Here is a 16,045-nt window from a genome sequence, read left to right as displayed (position 1 = left end):
CGAGCAGACATGCCCATCGCGGGCGTGATCGCGCTTCCGAATAGATAAATAATAAGGCGCTGCTAAACATGTCATCATGAACAGTTATTCATGGAACATCTTGCCTTACCCGCACGTTTACCTTTTCAGCTGGGGCCAAAACCGAGCCCCATGAAAAGGAAAGAACCATGATCAAGAATCTTGTTCTTATCGCCGCTCTCGCCGTCGTTCCGGTGACCGCATTTGCACAGTCGAACTCTGGTGCGGCAGCGGGCGCCGCCACGGGCGCTGGCGCTGGCGCAGTGGAGGCGCAATTGTCGGGGGACCTGCCGGTGCAGCCGTTGGCGCGGTCGGCGGCGCCGCGGCTGGCGCGATCGTAGGAGGTATCGCTGCGGACCAGAGAACCGAGTTCCGGACCTATGTGACGCAGCAGAAGGTCCCTTCGGTGGCTTATCGCGAAAAGGTCGTCGTCGGCGCGACATTGCCCGACACCGTGACCTATCGCGAAGTTCCCGCTCGCTACGGCAAAACCGAATATCGCTACACGGTGATCAACGATCAGACCGTCCTCGTCGAGCCGAAAACCCGCAAGATCGTGCAGATCATCGAATGATCGAGAAGGAGCCCACCCTTCCTGGGTGGGCTCCTGTCTTTGCATTTCCCGGACAAGCCCAAGTCTGACGTCATCACAATATTCTGGGGGAGATACGCTTTGATACGGACACTGTTAATGGCTGCCGGCATTGCCGCGACCGCGATGCTCGGCGCGCCAGCCCAGTCTCAGGTACGGCTCGATATGGGAATTKACCGGCCCGGCTATGACGCCCCCCGATATCGCGAGCGCCGAGCGTATGGCGAGCGTCGGGTCATCCGCGAGCGCTACGCGGATTGTCGGTTGGTGGAAAAGCGTCGCGTCAACCGCTTTGGCGAGGTCGTTGTGCGGCGCTCGCGCATCTGCGGCTGAGTATGACCGGCGCTCCGCCGTGGATGATCCTCGGCTTGTCCACGCACCTGCTTCCTTTCCCTTCCGCACTTCAGCAATTTCCTGGGAGACACCGATGCGAAAGTTCATCCTTGTTGCGGCTGCCGCGCTGGGCTTCGGCTCAATTTCGCCGTCCATGGCGCTGGCCACTCCGGTCGCGGGTTTGACGGCGATCGAGGGCCAAAATCACATCGAGCAGATCAAGCATGGCGGCCACGGGTATAAGGGCCATAAGGGCTGGCACGGGTCTCCCCACTGGAAGCGTGGACGGGGCTACGGTCGACACTACGGCGCCCCCCCTCCACACGCGCGCGCCTATGGGCGCCGGGCACACGACTCCGGATATTACCGCTACAGGTAAGGCTGTGCGGCGAAGCGCCGGCGTCGCGCGTTGCCGCTGCCACATCAGCATATCGCCGCCTGACGCGCATATCGACAGGCGGCGGCGACTGCGGCCGGAAGTGGGGTCAACCGAATCAGTTCCTGCACTTTCACCGTCGTGATTGCACCGTCGTGATTGGCTCCCTCCCCCAACCGCTCTCACAGCCCGTGGACACCGTCTCTTCCCGCGGAGTTTGCGCCCTGAGGAACAGATTGGGGTGCTCGGAATTCCCATTCCATCCTGCCGCAGCAGTTCAGGCTGCGAACCAAAGAGAAGGACCTTCCGAACATGCGCGCCATCGCGTTTACTTTCGCTGCCACCCTGCTTACCGGCACCGCCATCGCCCAGACGGCGCCCGTCCCTGCACCGGCGGAGCCAAAGATATTCGTTTCTGTCGAGGAGTCTTCGGCGCTCGTCAGCAGTCTCAAGGGTCTCGACGTCAGGAACTCTGGTGACGAAAGCGTTGGCGAGATCGAGGATTTCGTCATCGCCGGCAACGGCTTTGATTCCTACATCCTGTCTGTCGGCGGCTTGCTCGGCATGGGCAAGCACTATGTTGCGGTCAGTCCCAGCGCCCTTGCCGTCACCTGGAATGCGTCGGACAAGAAATGGAACGCCCGGATCAACGCCACCAAGGAACAGCTGAAGGCGGCCCCGCCGTTCAAGTATGAAGGCCGCTTCGCGAAGTGAGCGAGCTGAAGTCAGCCCGYGGTCGCCTCGCTGCCGTTCCGGCGCAATGTCCGCTTCTTGGAAATCCCTCACCGTTCAGCAGCGCGCACGGCGCGCCAGTGACCCGAAGCTGAACCTGATTTCTGCAGGGGCGGCACACGTCATCGATATCTCGCGGTCGGGCGATCGCCCGGCACGCGAGAACGCACCTGCCGTAAAAGACACGGACGGCCTACCTGCGGCGCGAGTCATCGCAGCCGTGCGTCGCAACACCTAGTCAGCGAGCTTCGCCGCCTTGATCCGCAGCGTGACAATGACCCCCTCGAGGGACCAATTGTAGTCGATCGAGCCCCCCAATTGCCCTGAGATGCTGCGAACCACGAGGCGGCTACCATAACCACCGGCGCCGTTCGGAGGTTCGACGGCAGGGCCTCCCCGCTCCGTCCAGATGATCTTGATCTCTTCGTCGTCAGAGCAACCCGAAACGTCCAGGGTGCCGGTCTCGGCCGACAGCGCGCCATATTTCAACGAGTTGGTCGCGAGCTCATGGATGATAAGGGCCAGCGTGGTCGCCGCACTCTCACCAACGCCCATGCGCGGCACCGCGACGCGGATGCGCCCGCTGAAGGCGCCCAGGTCCTCATAAGGAAACAGCAGGATCGACAACAGGTCGCCGAGCAGAGCCGCATGGCCTTGGTGGCCCGGGAGCGGTCTCACCAAATCGTGGGCTCGGCCAAGTGCCGCCAGGCGCCCGGTCAATTCGGTGGCCATCTCTTTGGCGGTCGTCGTGGACCGCGACGAGATCAGGGTCAGCCCCGAGGCAATGGACAGCAGATTCTTGACGCGATGGCTCATCTCCCCGGCGAGAAGCTCATGGCCTTCCTCCGCCTGCTTGCGCCCCGTCACATCAAGAAAGATGCCGTAGGCAATGCCATTGTGCAGATGCGAATCGTCGCCAATGCCCCGAGCGGAGATCCATCGGATTTCCTCATCGATAATAATGCGGAAATCTATTTCATAGGAGCCGACGATCGCCCGCGTCGCCGTGAACGCGCTCCGTACCCGATCCCGGTCGGCGGGGTGAATTCGGGCTGAGAGATCCTCGAACTTTACCGGGATGCTGTCGTCCTGCACTGCCCATAAGGCATATCCCCGTTCGTCCATGGCGAACCGGTCGGTCTCCACGTTCCACGACCAAAGGGCCACCCCGGCCGCGCCGATAGCGCGACGGAGGCTCTCAGCGCTCCACGACAGAGGGTTGCTGGTGGGCATAATGACACTCGGTGAGCGGACGCGGGTGGGCATCGTAGCAGCGGAGGCCGGAGTTCTCTAAGCCTTAAGGGCAGACTGCGACCATTGTTCAGGGGAATATCGCCTCCCCAACAACCTAGCAGTTGCGCTCTGACGACCGCCAGCGKAGGTTCGCATGCCCTGGGACGGCGCCGGCGGCGCAGCACACTGACTCTCGCCCAGCCGACCGCGTTCTGCTCCAGCGCCCACACGGCAGGACGCTGCGTCATTTAACATCTGAGTTATACAACTTTTCCGCGGCATCTACGGCGAATGCCGTATTGTCGCGAGAGTGCCGCTACCCTAACTCTCACGGTCGGGCATGCATTGCGGGTGCGTCTCGATCTTGTCCGCGGCGCCGGGGGGCTAGATGAGGCGAGTGCAGAGGGCGGCCGGTGTGGGGCGCGGAGCGCGAGCGCCGCTCGCCATCCTGCGACTGATCGAAGATGCGGCTCGTGGCCGGCAACAATCCGGCCTGCAGGCACGCGGACACGCGCGGCCGGGCCGCCGCGCTGCGTCCTTCCCGGCGACCACGGCGCTGTCTCTCGTCACCTGGCTCGCCGGCCTGCCGCTGGGAGCTGCCGCGCAAACGCCATCCGTGACGGTGACGGGCGATGTTTCGCCTCTTCCATCGCCCAATCCGCTGCCGCATTGGACTCCGGGCGGCTTCCTCAACATTGGTCAAACAGGCACTGGCGCGCTGACCATTGCGGGCGGCGGTACCGTCAGCGTGGGCTCCGAAATTGTCCGCATCGGCGTAGCCGTCGGCGGTAACGGCTCAGTCAGCGTGACGGGGACTGGATCATCCCTCAGCGGCAGTGGACAACTCGATGTTGGACACTCTGGCACTGGCTCGCTGCTCATAGAAGCAGGAGGGACTGTCTCGTTTGATTCCGTTGTCATAGGCAACGCCGCCGGCCCCTCCCATCGTGCCGCGGGCTCGGTGACGGTCACAGGGGCCGGATCGTCCCTGAGCAGCAGTTCGTTCATGTATGTCGGCGGTTTCGGCGACGGGACGCTCACCATTCGGGCCGGAGGCACCGTTTCCGTTGAAGGTGGCGGGGGCATCCTTGGAGTCGCCTCCAATGGCACTTATGGCGGTACAGGCACATTGAACATTGGTGCCGCGTCCGGCCAACCGGCGGCGGCGGTCGGGAGCCTTCTCGCGGCCGAAGTCGCATTCGGCGCAGCCACGGGACGCATTGTCTTCAACCATACCTCTACGGCCTACACGTTCGCGCCCAAGATCACAGGCGCCGGCGCGCTTCTTATCGAGGCCGGGGTCACCATCCTGACAGGGACGAATACCTATAGCGGCGGGACGAACATCAACGGAGGCGTTCTGTCCATAAGCCGCGACGCCAATCTCGGTGCGGTCTCAGGGGGGCTGACCCTCAACGGTGGCACACTCAAAACCACCGGCAGCTTCACCTCGGCACGGGATGTGACGTTGGGCGCAGCCGGCGGCACGATCGACACCAGCGGCGTGTTGACCCTTTCGGGTCAGATTTCCGGCCCGGGCTCTCTCTTTGTGAACGGCGCCGGCACCCTGTCGCTGACCGGAGCGCAGAATGTCATCGGGGGCGCGCTCACCCTCGGCGGCAGCGCGAGCCCGACGCTCGAGATCAAGGGCGGTTCGCTCACGGTCGGCGATCCGGCCGGCTGGGCAATGGGCTGGAACGAAGTGTCGAGCGGCCTGCTCCGGGTCAGCAATGGCGGAACGCTGAAGCTGGTGGACCCGATGGGGTACCTGGCGATCAAATCCGCCATGGAGGTTTCGGGGGCAAATTCCAGCGTCACCAACGAGGGCTACACGGATGTCGGCGGTCCTGCTGCCGCGACCCTGACCATCAGCGGCGGCGGCGTGATGAACAGCAAGGCGGGCGCGCTCATCGAGGGGCATGGGACCTCGTCGACCGTCAGCGTGACCGGAGCCGGCTCGGTCTGGAATGTCGAGCAGCACATGTTCATCGGCTCCAAATGGTCCAATGGAACCGGCGCGCTCGTCGTTTCCGACGGTGGCATCGTCAATCTGAACGGCAACCTCTATTACGATTCCGATGCCGGGCTGGGCCTCGCCAGCGCCACTGTGACGGTCACGGGCGCAGGCTCCCAGCTCAACGTGGTCGACGGCCTCTTCGTCGGTTATGGCTGCGGCTGCGGCGCCACCACCGCCATGCTCACTGCTGCGGATGGCGGCACGGTCAAGGCCGGCTGGGTGGAGATCAGCGATACCTCCGTGCTCAATCTCGGCACCGGCGGGCGCGCGGGCGCGATCGACACGCGCGCGATCCTGAATGACGGCGCCATCGTCGCGGATTTTGTCGATACCGCCACGCTCGCCGCGAACATCTCGGGCACGGGGACGCTGACCAAGCAGGGTTCCGGCCGGCTCATTCTGACGGGGAACAGCAGCTATACCGGGGCGACCTCGGTGCTGTCGGGYCTGCTCACGGTCAACGGCTCGCTGACGGGCTCCGCSATCACGCTGGCCGGYGGCGCGCTCGGCGGTTCCGGCACGGTCGGGAGCGTCATTGTCGGCCATGCCGGCACGGTCGCACCGGGCAATTCGATCGGCACSYTGAMCGTKGCCGGCAACATCTCCTTCGCTCCCGGCTCGACCTATCAGCTCGAGGTCAATGCCGCCGGCCAGTCCGACAGGATCGCCGCCACCGGGACCKCGACCGTGTCCGGAGGAACGGTGCAGCTCCTGGCGCAACAAGGCGGGTATGGCGCCTCGACGCGCTACACCATCCTGAMGGCGCAGGGCGGGGTCATCGGCCAGTTCGCCGCGGTGACCTCCAATTTTGCCTTCCTGACCCCAAGCCTGGCCTATGGCGCCAATGACGTGGCGCTGACGCTCGATCGCAACGCGATCGCCTTTCCGCAGGTCGCCCTGACCCGCAACCAGGCCGGTGCCGCGGGAGCGGCCGAAGCGCTGGGCGCCGGCCATCGTGTCTACGATGCGCTGCTCACGGCAAGTGTCGCCGACGCCCGCGCCGGCTTCGATGCGCTCTCGGGCGAGATCCACGCGCAAGCAGTCAGCGTCGCGATCGAGGACAGCCATCTCATCCGCGAATCCATCCTCAACCGGCTGCGCTGGCCCCTGGCCGGCGGCACGTCCGGCGGCATGGTCGACGGCGCCTTCAGCGCCGACGCGCGCGGCAGATCGGCCGGCACGGCTCTGCCGGCGCCGCGCCTCGCCATGGAACGCTTCACGCTTTGGGGTGAGGCGATCGGAGCGCAGGGACGCACGGACGGAGACCGCAACGCGGCTTCGCTCGACCGGCGCGGCGGTGGCATGCTGTTCGGCGCCGAGCTCAACTCGACCTGGAGCGATGCCGGGCAATGGCGCTTCGGCATCGCCGGCGGCTATACGCGCACCGATTTCGATGTCGATGGGCGCCGCTCGAGCGGAGAACTGGGCAGCGCTCATGGCGCGCTCTATGGCGGCATGCGTTTCGGGGCGGTCTCGCTGCGGGCCGGCGCGGCCTATGCGTGGAGTGATCTCGACGTAACGCGCCGGGTGACACTGCCCGGSATCTCCGATGTGCTGCGCTTCGATGGCCGCAGCGCGACCGCMCAGGCCTTCGCCGAGATCGGCTACGCCCTGCCCTACGGGCCGGTCTCGTTCGAGCCCTTCGCGCAGATCGCAGCCGTCACGGTCCGCACCAGCCGCGACGCCGAGACAGGTGGCCCGACCGCACTGCAGGTACTCGGCCGGGATCAGCACCTCGGCTTCTCGACGCTCGGGCTGCGGGCCGAGATGCAGCTCGGCGCGACGCCGCTGCTGGCCCGCGGCATGCTCGGTTGGCGCCATGCCTTCGGCGACACCACCCCCGCGGCCAAGCTTGTCTTCATCGGTGCCGCAACACCGTTTCAGACTTACGCCGCCCCGCTTGCCCGCAACGCCCTGGTGGCCGAGGCCGGCCTCGCCTGGCGCGCAACCGCCACCGCCACGCTCGGCGTCAGCTACAGCGCCGCACTGGGCGACAACGCCCGCGATCATGCGCTCAAGGGCAGGCTCGACGTCAGGTTCTGACAGGCGCAAGCTTTGAAGTGCGCGGCTCCGCGACGGAGCAGCCGCGCATTGCAACCGGCGCAGCACATCGCCGGGACAGGATGGTGCGCCTCTCCCGACACGAAGCCTTGTCAATCAGCAAGGAGGCGAGACCCCAGAGAGAATGCGGCATCCTTCAGCTGTATCAGGGGAGGTGGCGCCGTGATCTCGGCAGGCTTGGCTGCCTCGCTACCAGCGGTGACGAGGCGGGCTATCCAAATCTCGCCATCCGAATAATAGGGGTCGCCCTCAGCGTTGCGGCCAGTCAGCGTCGGGCCAATGCCCTTCATCTGATCGATGCCGACCACCATGCGAGCTCTGTTCAGCCCCTCGATCAGCCTGTTGCGCTCTTCGTCGATAGCGGGGGCAATGCGGTGTGTAACCTGTCCGGTGTCGCGGCTGAGCGTGACCCCGCTGTCAAATGTTGCCGAGCCGAGCCAGACAGGACGCGTATCAGTTCCGTTTGCAAGCGTCTGCCAGAGCCGCACGTGCTCACGGCGATCGGCACTGCCGCCCGCCGGCTTTTCAAATGCCAGGTCCTCGCGTCGTCMTTCGAAGTAGAGAGGGCTGACCGGCGCGGTCTTGTAGGGCCTGTCGAGCAGGACGCTCCCGATGATTTCCAGGCTGGTCCGCAGGGTGACCGGATCGGCGGGATACCAACCGGCCGCATGAAACGCACGCACGACATCGTCACGCGTTCCGATCAGGCCGACATTGATCGGATCGCCCGGGATGCCCTGCGCATTCGCGGTCAACATCGTCCGTGTTGACAGCTCCGGCTCTCGCTCGATGCGCGTCCAGACCGCGGGCAGAATGAGATAGCTGACGCCGAGATAGAGAATGAGGGTCGCAGCAAGGAGCTTCACAGCTCGCCGCTTCCTTCGCCTCTCCGTCGTCGGTTCGGTCATAGGGGCACCGGACATCGTCTCGGCCTGGATTTCCAGGTCATCATCCGACGGTTCATGACCGGAGGGAAGAATGATACGAAAGCCGGGCTGGGATTGTTGACTGGGATCAGGGAGCCCGAACCKGATCGGCGACGATTACGCCCTGCTTGACGACAAGGTCGACATGGCTCTTCGCTTCGGCCGCCATCCCCAATCACGGCGGTCGAGGGCGCTAGGAAGCCGTTGCAGCTTCGCCGAAGGTCAGTGAATACCGGACAGCGGGCTTTGCCGAATGCGGCGCGGCCCCCCGCTGCTTCAATCCAATCTTCTCCGCAACCCGCAGGGAACCGAGATTCTCGCGGTCGATCTCCGCAACGACCTCCGAGAGCTTCAGCACCTCGAAGGCGTGGGTCAGAACGGGTCGCGCGGCTTCCGTGGCCAATCCTTGACCCCAGAACCGCTGGCGAAGCCGCCAGCCAATCTCGATGTCCGGTCCGACTGCGTCGACGGGAATCAAGAGCACCCATCCGACGAAAACGGCAGGCTCCTGGCGCAGCACGATCGTCCAGTAGCCCATGCCTGGCAGCCACGGGCCGGACGTCCGATTCTCGATGAATTCCCGGTGGGCGGATGGGTCGGACCATGGACCGCTGACGAAGCGGGTGACCTCCGGCTCACGATCCATGCAGAGGCAATCATTGGTGTCGGCCAGCGTACGCGGACGAAGCAAGAGTCGTTCGGTCTCGAAGGTGTTGCAGGCACCGGCGCCGGTAACGATCATGTCGTGAGGCATCCCGCAGTCCGGTTCCGTACATTGGCCGCCCGCGTGGCCAGCGTAACTTCGCCTTCTCCCATAGCGCGACCGCCTTTGGCTTGCCATTGCGAACTGCCCCTTGGAAAAGCCGGTGCGATGATGACGACGACTGACCAGACCATCGAGATTACGGCGCTGAGCGAACGGCCACATTTCCGCGAGGCGGTGTCCGACCGGATCTGGAAGGCATGGTGGCGCGACGAGGGATACCTCCTCGAGCAGATCGACGACCGCGTTCGGCAAAGCCTCGGACCCGAAATCATCCCGGCTGCGCTTGTCGCTGCCGCGGGCGAACGGTTTCTCGGAACGGTGTCGTTGATCGACAACGATATGGACGAACGKCCCGGGTACAGCCCCTGGATTGCGGCGCTGTGGGTCGATCCCGCGCAGCGCCGCCGGGGCGTAGGAGCGGCACTGGTGCGGGCCGCGGCGGCAAGGGCTTTCGAGGCGGGCTTTCCAACGGTCTATCTCTGCGCGACGCCTGACAACACGCCCTTCTACTTTCCCCTGGGCTGGCAACAGATCGAGGCGAATGTCGCGGGCCTGAACATCCTCTCGCACTCTCGATAAGGCGCGGGCGCCAAGGCCCTCTCCCCTTCGGAGGTTGGTCGCGCTCAGAGGCGATCTGCCTGATCTGCACTCAAAGCGGGACTCCATCAGGCGTGCTCCCGTCCCGTCCAGCGAGATCGGGAGCTTTCGCGCCTCCGCAAAGAAAAAGCCCGACCAGATGGCCGGGCTTTCCGAAACTCAACGCTATCTGCCCGCAGCGCGCCGCTATGAGGCGGCGCGGCAGCAGGCCCGGTATCACTTAGCGGTCGGGGTGACCTTGGCGACGATGCCTTCGAACGGCTTGTAGGCGTCCTTGGCCAGGGCGCTGTAGAGCTCGCCCATCTTGGTCATCTGGGCAACGGCGCCCTCGAACGAGGTCTTGATGAAGTCGGCCTGGATCTCAAGCGCCTTGTCGAGCGTCTTGACGCCAGCCAGCTTCTCGATGGCKGCAGTGCCGGCCTCGAAGGACTTCTTGGCATAGTCGGTGGCTTCGACGGCAATGGTCTGCACGCCCTTCGAGGTGACGCCGAAGGCCTTCAGAGCCGCATCAACGTTATCCTTGGAAGCCTTCTGGATCGTCTCGAACTGCTGGATCATTCTTCCCACAACGCGTTAGCGTTGCCTCCTTGCTGGCGAGCCCGTAGGCCCTGTTTCCACGCCCCAAGGCCTGATGAAACTGTTCACCACCGGGGACTTCCTGTATATTGTGCAGCGCAACATAAAAGTCAAGGCCGCGCTGCAATGCATCAAACGCTGGGTAATGCCATTCCGCCCGGAGCCCATCCGGGAGCGGGATCGGATCACGATCTTTCGCCGTTTAACGGCTCCGTAACCCCATCATCCTAACCTTCCCAACTGTGTCCTTCGCGCCACGTCGCCAGACGCCGCGGAGACCGGGGAACAGTAGTACTGGGTTGAGGCGGGTTGCATGAGTTCTGGTAGCGTAGGTTCCCGGCGCGTGCGTCTTCGCGCACTTGTCGGACTGATCGGTGTTGTCGCCGTCGCGCTCAGCGTGGCCGCGTCCCCTGCCGAGGCCGCACGCAAGAAGCGGCGCCATGTGGGCGGTGGCTATACGCCGCCCTATGCGGCGATGGTCGTCGACGTGAAGAGCGGTCGCACGCTGCACGCGGCGAATGAGGATGCCCCGCGCATCCCCGCCTCCCTCACCAAGGTCATGACGCTCTATCTGCTGTTCGAGCAGCTCGAGCGCGGCCGCTTCAACATGAACTCCGAGCTGACGGTCTCGTCCTACGCGGCGCGTCAGGCGCCTTCCAAGATCGGCTTCGCGCCCGGCGAGACGATCGAGGTGCGCGACGCGATCATGGCGCTGATCACCAAATCGGCCAATGACGTCGCCATGGCGGTCGCGGAGAATGTCGGCGGCTCCGAGGACGAATTCGCACGGATGATGACGGCGCGCGCCCGCTCGCTCGGCATGAGCCGGACCAGCTTCTACAACCCGCATGGCCTGCCGCATAATCCGCCGAACCTGACGACGGCGCGCGACCTCACCATTCTCGCCCGCGCGATCCAGGAACGCTTCCCGCGCTATTACCCGATGTTCTCGACCCGCGTGTTCAACTATGCGGGCGGCGCCTATCGCAACCACAACAAGCTGCTCGGCCGCGTCGAGGGCGTGGACGGCATCAAGACCGGCTACACCAACGCTTCGGGCTTCAACCTGATGACATCGGCCAAGTCGGATGGTCGCCAGATCGTCTCGGTCGTGCTCGGCGGCCGTTCGGGCGCCAGCCGCGACAAGATCATGGCCGACCTGGTCGCCGCCAATCTGCCGCGCGCCGCGGCCGGCGGACGGTCCGCCCCGATGGTCGCCGAGGCCGAGCCGGCGCAGGAGCGTCCGCATCAGGCGACCCAGGTTGCCGCGGCTCCCGTCCAGCATGCGGCCGCCAGCGAGCCCGCGCCAAGGCCGGTGCCGCGTCCGCGCGTCGAGAGCGAGCCGGAAGTCCCGGCGGCTGCCCGCGCCTATGCCGCGACCACCACCACACCGATCGCGCCGCCGCGCCCGATCAATCTCGGCGCTCAGCCGCTGCCGCTCTCCGGCATGCGTCCGGTCACCGCGACGACCACACCCTCGGCCATGCGCTGGTCGATCGGCGCCCCGCCGGTCGACGGCAAGATCCTGCGCCCCCCGGCGAATGTCGATGTCACCTCGTCGATTGCAAAGGTTGCCGAACCTGAAGAAAAGCCCGTCGCCCGGGCTCCCGAGCCCGCCAAGGTCGAACTGCGCCAGCCTGAAGTCGCCCCGGCCATCGCCCAGGCCAAGGCTCCCTCTGCCGGCACCACGACGCTCGCCAAGGCCCAGGACAGCAACAAGGCGAGCGATGCACGCAGCGGTTCAACCGCGATCCCATCCGGCAAATGGGTGATCCAGCTCGGCGCCACCGATGACGAAGCCAAGGCCAAGGATATCCTGGCCAAGGCCCGCGCCAAGGCCGCAGGCCCGCTCGCCGAGGCATCCCCCTTCACCGAGAAGGTCGAGAAGGGCGGCACCACGCTCTTCCGCGCCCGCTTCGCCGGCTTCGAGGATCCGAAGGACGCTCAGAACGCCTGCGCCAAGCTCAAGCGCGACGGCTTCTCCTGCTTCGCGATCCGCGGCTGAACGAACTGGGAAAGGACCTCAGCCATGTCGTTCCAGCCCGGAATCTCACTTCAGCAGAGCATCCTTGGCCTGATTGACGCGAGCAGCAAGCCCGCTGGTGCCTCCGGCGTCCGGGTGGATCCGCTTCATCAGGGCTCGATGGGCCTCGCGGACCGCCTCCTCGCCCGCCCCAGGCTGAAGCCCCAGGATCTCGTAGGCCTCCTGTTGCGTCATCGCGCCCGGGCGCGTCGCGCCGCCCTGCCCCGCGTCGCGGTGACCATCAGCGTGTTCACGCCAGCCGGGCGTCCGGCGGTCGAGATAAGCCTCTAGCAGCCGCGCTCCCTCCGGGTCCCCCGCCAGGCAGTCCCGCATCAGACGGGCGATCTCGTCGAGGCTCAGCGCATCGAGATCGCGGCCGGCGAAAGCGCCGGCCTTGACCTTACCGGTCATGCCGCCGCTATCATGGTCGAGTTCCATCTCCAGCAATGTCGACGAGACACGCGAGCGCGCGCCCGGTGTCTCCCGGGCCCCGCCGCTCCAGGGAAAGCGCATTCCGCCGGGCCCATAGGCACTCCAGCCGAGCAGCCAGGCTCCGATACCGCCGACGAAGATCGCCATGTCGAGCCGGCCTCGCAGCATCATGAGAGCCGCCACGCCAAGCGAGAGAACGCCACCCAGCGTCTTCAGCGCCTTCGCCAGCAGTTGCGGATTGGCCCCGGTGAAGAGCTTCGAAACCCACCAGAGCAGGATCACGACGGCGATGCCGTAGAGCAGCGTCACCGACGGCCTCCATCCATGGCGGCGAGCAGGCCCTTCACGGCGGGGCTCGCACCGGCAAGCTTCAGCATCGCTTCGCGTCCTCCGCTGGCATAGGCGGCAGCGCCGCGCAGCAGATCGAGCAGCGAGCCCKGCGCAGTCGCGTCGAAACGCGCATAGGCGCCACCGGTCAGCCGCGCGATGGAGGCGAAGGCAGCGCTTGCCGCAGGATCGCCCCCCTCCTGGAACATGAAGCCGCGAATGCCGCGCAGGCCGAGTTCGCCGGCAAGGGTGGCGAGCGTGTCGACATCCTCCTCCATCGCATCGCCGACGAAGACGAAGGCGCGCACCGGCACTACCCTGGCCTCGTCGCGGACGTGCCTGAGCACACGCGAGATCTGGGTCTGCCCGCCTTCGCAGGCAATTTGCGTCATCAGCCCGGTCAGGCGGCGCGGTTCGCCGATCCAGCCCGAGGCGCGGCATTCGGCAAAGCCGCGGAAATAGACGAGTTGCACAGCGAGCCCGCCGGAGCCGGCCGCGACCTCGAACATTCTTGCCTGCAGGGAGCAGGCGAGGTCCCAGGTCGGCTGACGGCTCATCGTGGCGTCGAGCGCGAAGACGAGCCGACCGGCCTGCCCGGTCGCAAGCGGTGCGAGCTGCTTGGCGGCGCCGAGGAACCTGTCGATCTCTCCCGGCGCGGAATGGCCGGCCTGTGGCGCATTGGGCGAAACGCCCGCCGCCTTGCCTACAGCCTTGTCGGTCTCTCGCGTCATCAGGGTCCCGGGCGCATCACGCTGCCAAACTCGAATCCAAACCTGATATTGGCCATCGCTCCGGCATTTGCTACCCGTCTCCGGCCGATGGAGAGAGAACCGATGACGCAGGTGGCGGTGGTGGAGACGGTCCGGGACCTGCGCCGGGCGGTGGCGGGCTGGCACGCAGCGGGCGAAAGGATCGCCTTGGTGCCGACCATGGGCGCCCTGCATGAGGGCCATATCGCGCTGGTGAAGCTGGCGCAGCAGCATGCGCGCCGCGTTGTCGTCTCGATCTTCGTCAATCCGACCCAGTTCGCCCCGCACGAAGACTTCAAGAAATATCCCCGCACATTCGACACCGACCGCAGCCTGCTGGAAGCGGCGCAGGCGGACGCGATCTTCTTCCCCTCGGTCGAGGAGATGTACCCGGCGGGCTTCGCCAGCCGCGTGCTGCTGCTCGGCCCGGCCGCCGTCGGCCTCGACGATCGCTTCCGCCCGACGCATTTCGAGGGTGTCGCAACGATTTGCTGCAAGCTGTTCACCCAGAGCCGGGCTGATTGCGCCGTCTTCGGCGAGAAGGACTACCAGCAGCTCAAGGTGGTGACGCGGATGGCGGCGGACCTCGATCTCGGCATCGAGATCATCCCCGCGCCGACCCATCGCGAGCCGGATGGCCTCGCGATGTCCTCACGCAACCGCTACCTCTCCCCTGAGGAACGCGCGCTGGCGCCCGTGCTCCACCATGTCATGCAAAACCTTGCCATGCGCATCCGCAACGAGGACCCGCTCTTCCAGGCGGTCGGCCAGGCGCAAAGCGAGATCATCACCGCCGGGTTCGAGCTCGACTATCTCGAGGCCCGCCACGCCGAGACGCTGGCCCCGGTCACCGGCCTGGCCGACGGCCCGATCAGGCTGCTGGTGGCGGCGCGCCTCGGCGGAACGAGGCTGATCGACAATATTTCCGTGTGACGGGCTAACCCGGACCCCGAGCAGCCCTTGGGGGCGCAGCCGGCCGCTCCGCGAGAGAACGCCAGCCTAGAGCAGTCCCAACCCAGCCAGTTCGCGCCGCATCTCTTCGGGCATCTCGGCAAGGTCGCCGCCATGCTGGCCGATGTCACGCGGGGCGTCCTTGGGCTGCAGGTAGCGCCAGCCCTGGAAGGGACGGAACGGCCGGGGCTCGACCGGGATCACCACCGGCTCCATCACCAGATGGCAGCGCCCGATCCCCTCGCCATCGGTAAAAGGCCGGATATCCGTCAGTCGCTGGCGCGCCGAGATCTGCCCCTTGATCACCCAGTAGAGCGAGCCGCCATCGACGATCTCCTCGATGCGCTTGGGCACCATGCGGGTGGTATGGGTCTGCTCTTCCCGGCGGCCGAGCCGGCGCATCAACGCCATCTGCTCCTCGACCCATTCCTCGAGATCGCGAATGGATTCGGCGCCGACGCAGAGTTTGAGCATGTGCAAGGCCATGGCCGCATATTAATCCCCCCTGGCGAACCGGGCCAGCGTTGCCGGAGTTTCTCCACAGAGGCTGGATCGCCCGCTCTCAGCCGTCTCCGGGCTCTGCTTGCGCTGACCCGGGATGACGACAGCCGAGAGACGCGATACCTCAGTACCGGGAGAAGGAGACCCAGAACATGCGTGGACTTGCCGGCAAGGCTATTCTCGTTACCGGAAGCACATCGGGCATCGGCTATGCGATGGCTGAGCGTCTCGTCGCCGAAGGCGCCAAAGTCCTGGTTCATGGCCAGGACGACGCACATGTGGCGGCCGCCTGCGCCAAGCTCGGAGCCTCCACGCAAGGCGCGGCTGGCGACCTCGCCGAGCCCGCCACCGCCCAGGTGCTCGTCGACGCCACCGTCGGGGCCTTTGGCCGCATCGACGGGCTGGTCAACAATGCCGGCATCTATCCACGCGGCGTCATCGGCGAGACCACGGCCGCCTTCTTCGACCATGTCTTCGCGATCAATACCCGCGCCCCGCTTCTGTGCGCCGAGGCGGCGATCGCCGCCTTCCGCCTGCAGAAATCCGGAGGCGCCATCGTCACTGTCGGTTCGATCAACGCGCTCTGCGGCCAGAGCGACCTGACGGTCTATTCCATGTCGAAGGGCGCATTGACGACGATGACGCGTAATCTCGCCGATGCGCTCGGGCAGGAACGCATCCGGGTCAACGCATTGAATGTTGGCTGGACCTTTACGGCGAACGAGGACGCGACCCAGCAGCGCGAGGGGCGCGAGCCGGGCTGGCAGAACCATGTTTCGCCGGTCTTCGCCCCGACGGGCCGGATCATGCAGCCCGACGAGATCGCCGCCCACAC

General features: G+C 65.7%; 17 protein-coding genes. 9 read left to right on the top strand and 8 right to left on the bottom strand.

Annotated features, from left to right (window positions below; all coding sequences use genetic code 11):
• The first annotated feature begins 167 nt into the window (after positions 1-167).
• Both AC1DJT_RS22220 and AC1DJT_RS22215 read left to right on the top strand, forming a co-directional pair.
• Positions 168-359 (top strand): hypothetical protein, encoded by a 192-nt coding sequence (locus AC1DJT_RS22220; RefSeq protein WP_476770933.1) that lies wholly within the window; start codon positions 168-170, stop codon positions 357-359.
• Between the two features lie 65 nt (positions 360-424).
• Complete coding sequence (locus AC1DJT_RS22215; protein WP_476770932.1) at positions 425-592, top strand: DUF1236 domain-containing protein; 168 nt, start codon at positions 425-427, stop codon at positions 590-592.
• A 114-nt stretch (positions 593-706) separates the two neighbouring features.
• On the opposite strand, the gene AC1DJT_RS22210 is transcribed toward AC1DJT_RS22215, so the two are convergent.
• On the bottom strand, positions 707-1,099 hold the full coding sequence (locus AC1DJT_RS22210) for a hypothetical protein (protein ID WP_476776391.1): 393 nt from the start codon (positions 1,097-1,099) through the stop codon (positions 707-709).
• Positions 1,100-1,631: 532 nt separating this feature from the next.
• Here AC1DJT_RS22210 and AC1DJT_RS22205 point away from each other — a divergent pair.
• On the top strand, positions 1,632-2,033 hold the full coding sequence (locus AC1DJT_RS22205) for a PRC-barrel domain-containing protein (protein ID WP_476770931.1): 402 nt from the start codon (positions 1,632-1,634) through the stop codon (positions 2,031-2,033).
• A gap of 252 nt (positions 2,034-2,285) precedes the next feature.
• Here the strand turns inward: AC1DJT_RS22205 and AC1DJT_RS22200 are convergent, their stop codons facing one another.
• Positions 2,286-3,284, bottom strand: a complete 999-nt coding sequence (locus tag AC1DJT_RS22200) for a sensor histidine kinase (protein WP_476770930.1) — start codon at positions 3,282-3,284, stop codon at positions 2,286-2,288.
• Positions 3,285-3,672: 388 nt separating this feature from the next.
• Between AC1DJT_RS22200 and AC1DJT_RS22195 the strand changes: the two genes are divergently transcribed.
• Entirely contained in the window at positions 3,673-7,344 is a 3,672-nt protein-coding gene (locus AC1DJT_RS22195; protein WP_476834872.1) for an autotransporter outer membrane beta-barrel domain-containing protein, read from the top strand.
• 110 nt (positions 7,345-7,454) lie between these two features.
• Here the strand turns inward: AC1DJT_RS22195 and AC1DJT_RS22190 are convergent, their stop codons facing one another.
• Both AC1DJT_RS22190 and AC1DJT_RS22185 read right to left on the bottom strand, forming a co-directional pair.
• On the bottom strand, positions 7,455-8,228 hold the full coding sequence (locus tag AC1DJT_RS22190) for an LssY C-terminal domain-containing protein (protein ID WP_476834871.1): 774 nt from the start codon (positions 8,226-8,228) through the stop codon (positions 7,455-7,457).
• Positions 8,229-8,481: 253 nt separating this feature from the next.
• Positions 8,482-9,030 carry a GNAT family N-acetyltransferase gene (locus tag AC1DJT_RS22185; RefSeq protein ID WP_476769095.1) on the bottom strand — a complete coding sequence of 183 codons (549 nt, stop codon included), beginning with the start codon at positions 9,028-9,030 and terminating at the stop codon, positions 8,482-8,484.
• A 129-nt stretch (positions 9,031-9,159) separates the two neighbouring features.
• Here AC1DJT_RS22185 and AC1DJT_RS22180 point away from each other — a divergent pair, with 129 nt between their 5' ends.
• Positions 9,160-9,633 carry a GNAT family N-acetyltransferase gene (locus tag AC1DJT_RS22180; protein ID WP_476769096.1) on the top strand — a complete coding sequence of 158 codons (474 nt, stop codon included), beginning with the start codon at positions 9,160-9,162 and terminating at the stop codon, positions 9,631-9,633.
• A gap of 234 nt (positions 9,634-9,867) precedes the next feature.
• On the opposite strand, the gene AC1DJT_RS22175 is transcribed toward AC1DJT_RS22180, so the two are convergent.
• Positions 9,868-10,209 (bottom strand): phasin family protein, encoded by a 342-nt coding sequence (locus AC1DJT_RS22175; RefSeq protein ID WP_069880213.1) that lies wholly within the window; start codon positions 10,207-10,209, stop codon positions 9,868-9,870.
• 73 nt (positions 10,210-10,282) lie between these two features.
• On the opposite strand from AC1DJT_RS22175, the gene AC1DJT_RS22170 reads away from it, so the two are divergent.
• Together AC1DJT_RS22170 and AC1DJT_RS22165 are read left to right on the top strand one after the other, a co-directional pair.
• A complete protein-coding gene (locus AC1DJT_RS22170) occupies positions 10,283-10,444 on the top strand; it encodes a hypothetical protein (protein WP_476769098.1) in 162 nt (53 codons plus the stop codon).
• Between the two features lie 96 nt (positions 10,445-10,540).
• Positions 10,541-12,232 carry an SPOR domain-containing protein gene (locus tag AC1DJT_RS22165; protein ID WP_441493241.1) on the top strand — a complete coding sequence of 564 codons (1,692 nt, stop codon included), beginning with the start codon at positions 10,541-10,543 and terminating at the stop codon, positions 12,230-12,232.
• Positions 12,233-12,277: 45 nt separating this feature from the next.
• Here AC1DJT_RS22165 and AC1DJT_RS22160 read toward each other — a convergent pair whose 3' ends face one another.
• Both AC1DJT_RS22160 and AC1DJT_RS22155 read right to left on the bottom strand, forming a co-directional pair.
• The gene (locus tag AC1DJT_RS22160; protein ID WP_476769100.1) at positions 12,278-12,991 is read right to left on the bottom strand and encodes a J domain-containing protein; all 714 of its coding nucleotides are present in this window, start codon (positions 12,989-12,991) and stop codon (positions 12,278-12,280) included.
• The gene (locus AC1DJT_RS22155) at positions 12,988-13,740 is read right to left on the bottom strand and encodes a VWA domain-containing protein (RefSeq protein ID WP_476834870.1); all 753 of its coding nucleotides are present in this window, start codon (positions 13,738-13,740) and stop codon (positions 12,988-12,990) included. The genes AC1DJT_RS22160 and AC1DJT_RS22155 overlap by 4 nt, the downstream gene beginning before the upstream one ends.
• Before the next feature lie 102 nt (positions 13,741-13,842).
• Here AC1DJT_RS22155 and panC point away from each other — a divergent pair, with 102 nt between their 5' ends.
• Positions 13,843-14,691: a pantoate--beta-alanine ligase gene (gene panC / locus AC1DJT_RS22150; RefSeq protein WP_476769102.1), complete on the top strand. Its 849-nt coding sequence runs from the start codon at positions 13,843-13,845 to the stop codon at positions 14,689-14,691.
• 66 nt (positions 14,692-14,757) lie between these two features.
• On the opposite strand, the gene AC1DJT_RS22145 is transcribed toward panC, so the two are convergent.
• On the bottom strand, positions 14,758-15,195 hold the full coding sequence (locus tag AC1DJT_RS22145; protein ID WP_113519247.1) for a DUF1489 family protein: 438 nt from the start codon (positions 15,193-15,195) through the stop codon (positions 14,758-14,760).
• Positions 15,196-15,362: 167 nt separating this feature from the next.
• Here AC1DJT_RS22145 and AC1DJT_RS22140 point away from each other — a divergent pair.
• The coding region (locus tag AC1DJT_RS22140) for an SDR family NAD(P)-dependent oxidoreductase (RefSeq protein ID WP_476834869.1) at positions 15,363-16,045 on the top strand (683 nt) is incomplete at its 3' end.

Source organism: Allobosea sp. 05T422_2, from assembly GCF_056396265.1.
Note: the sequence above shows the minus strand (reverse complement) of the source record. Positions and strands in the feature narration are given on the sequence as shown.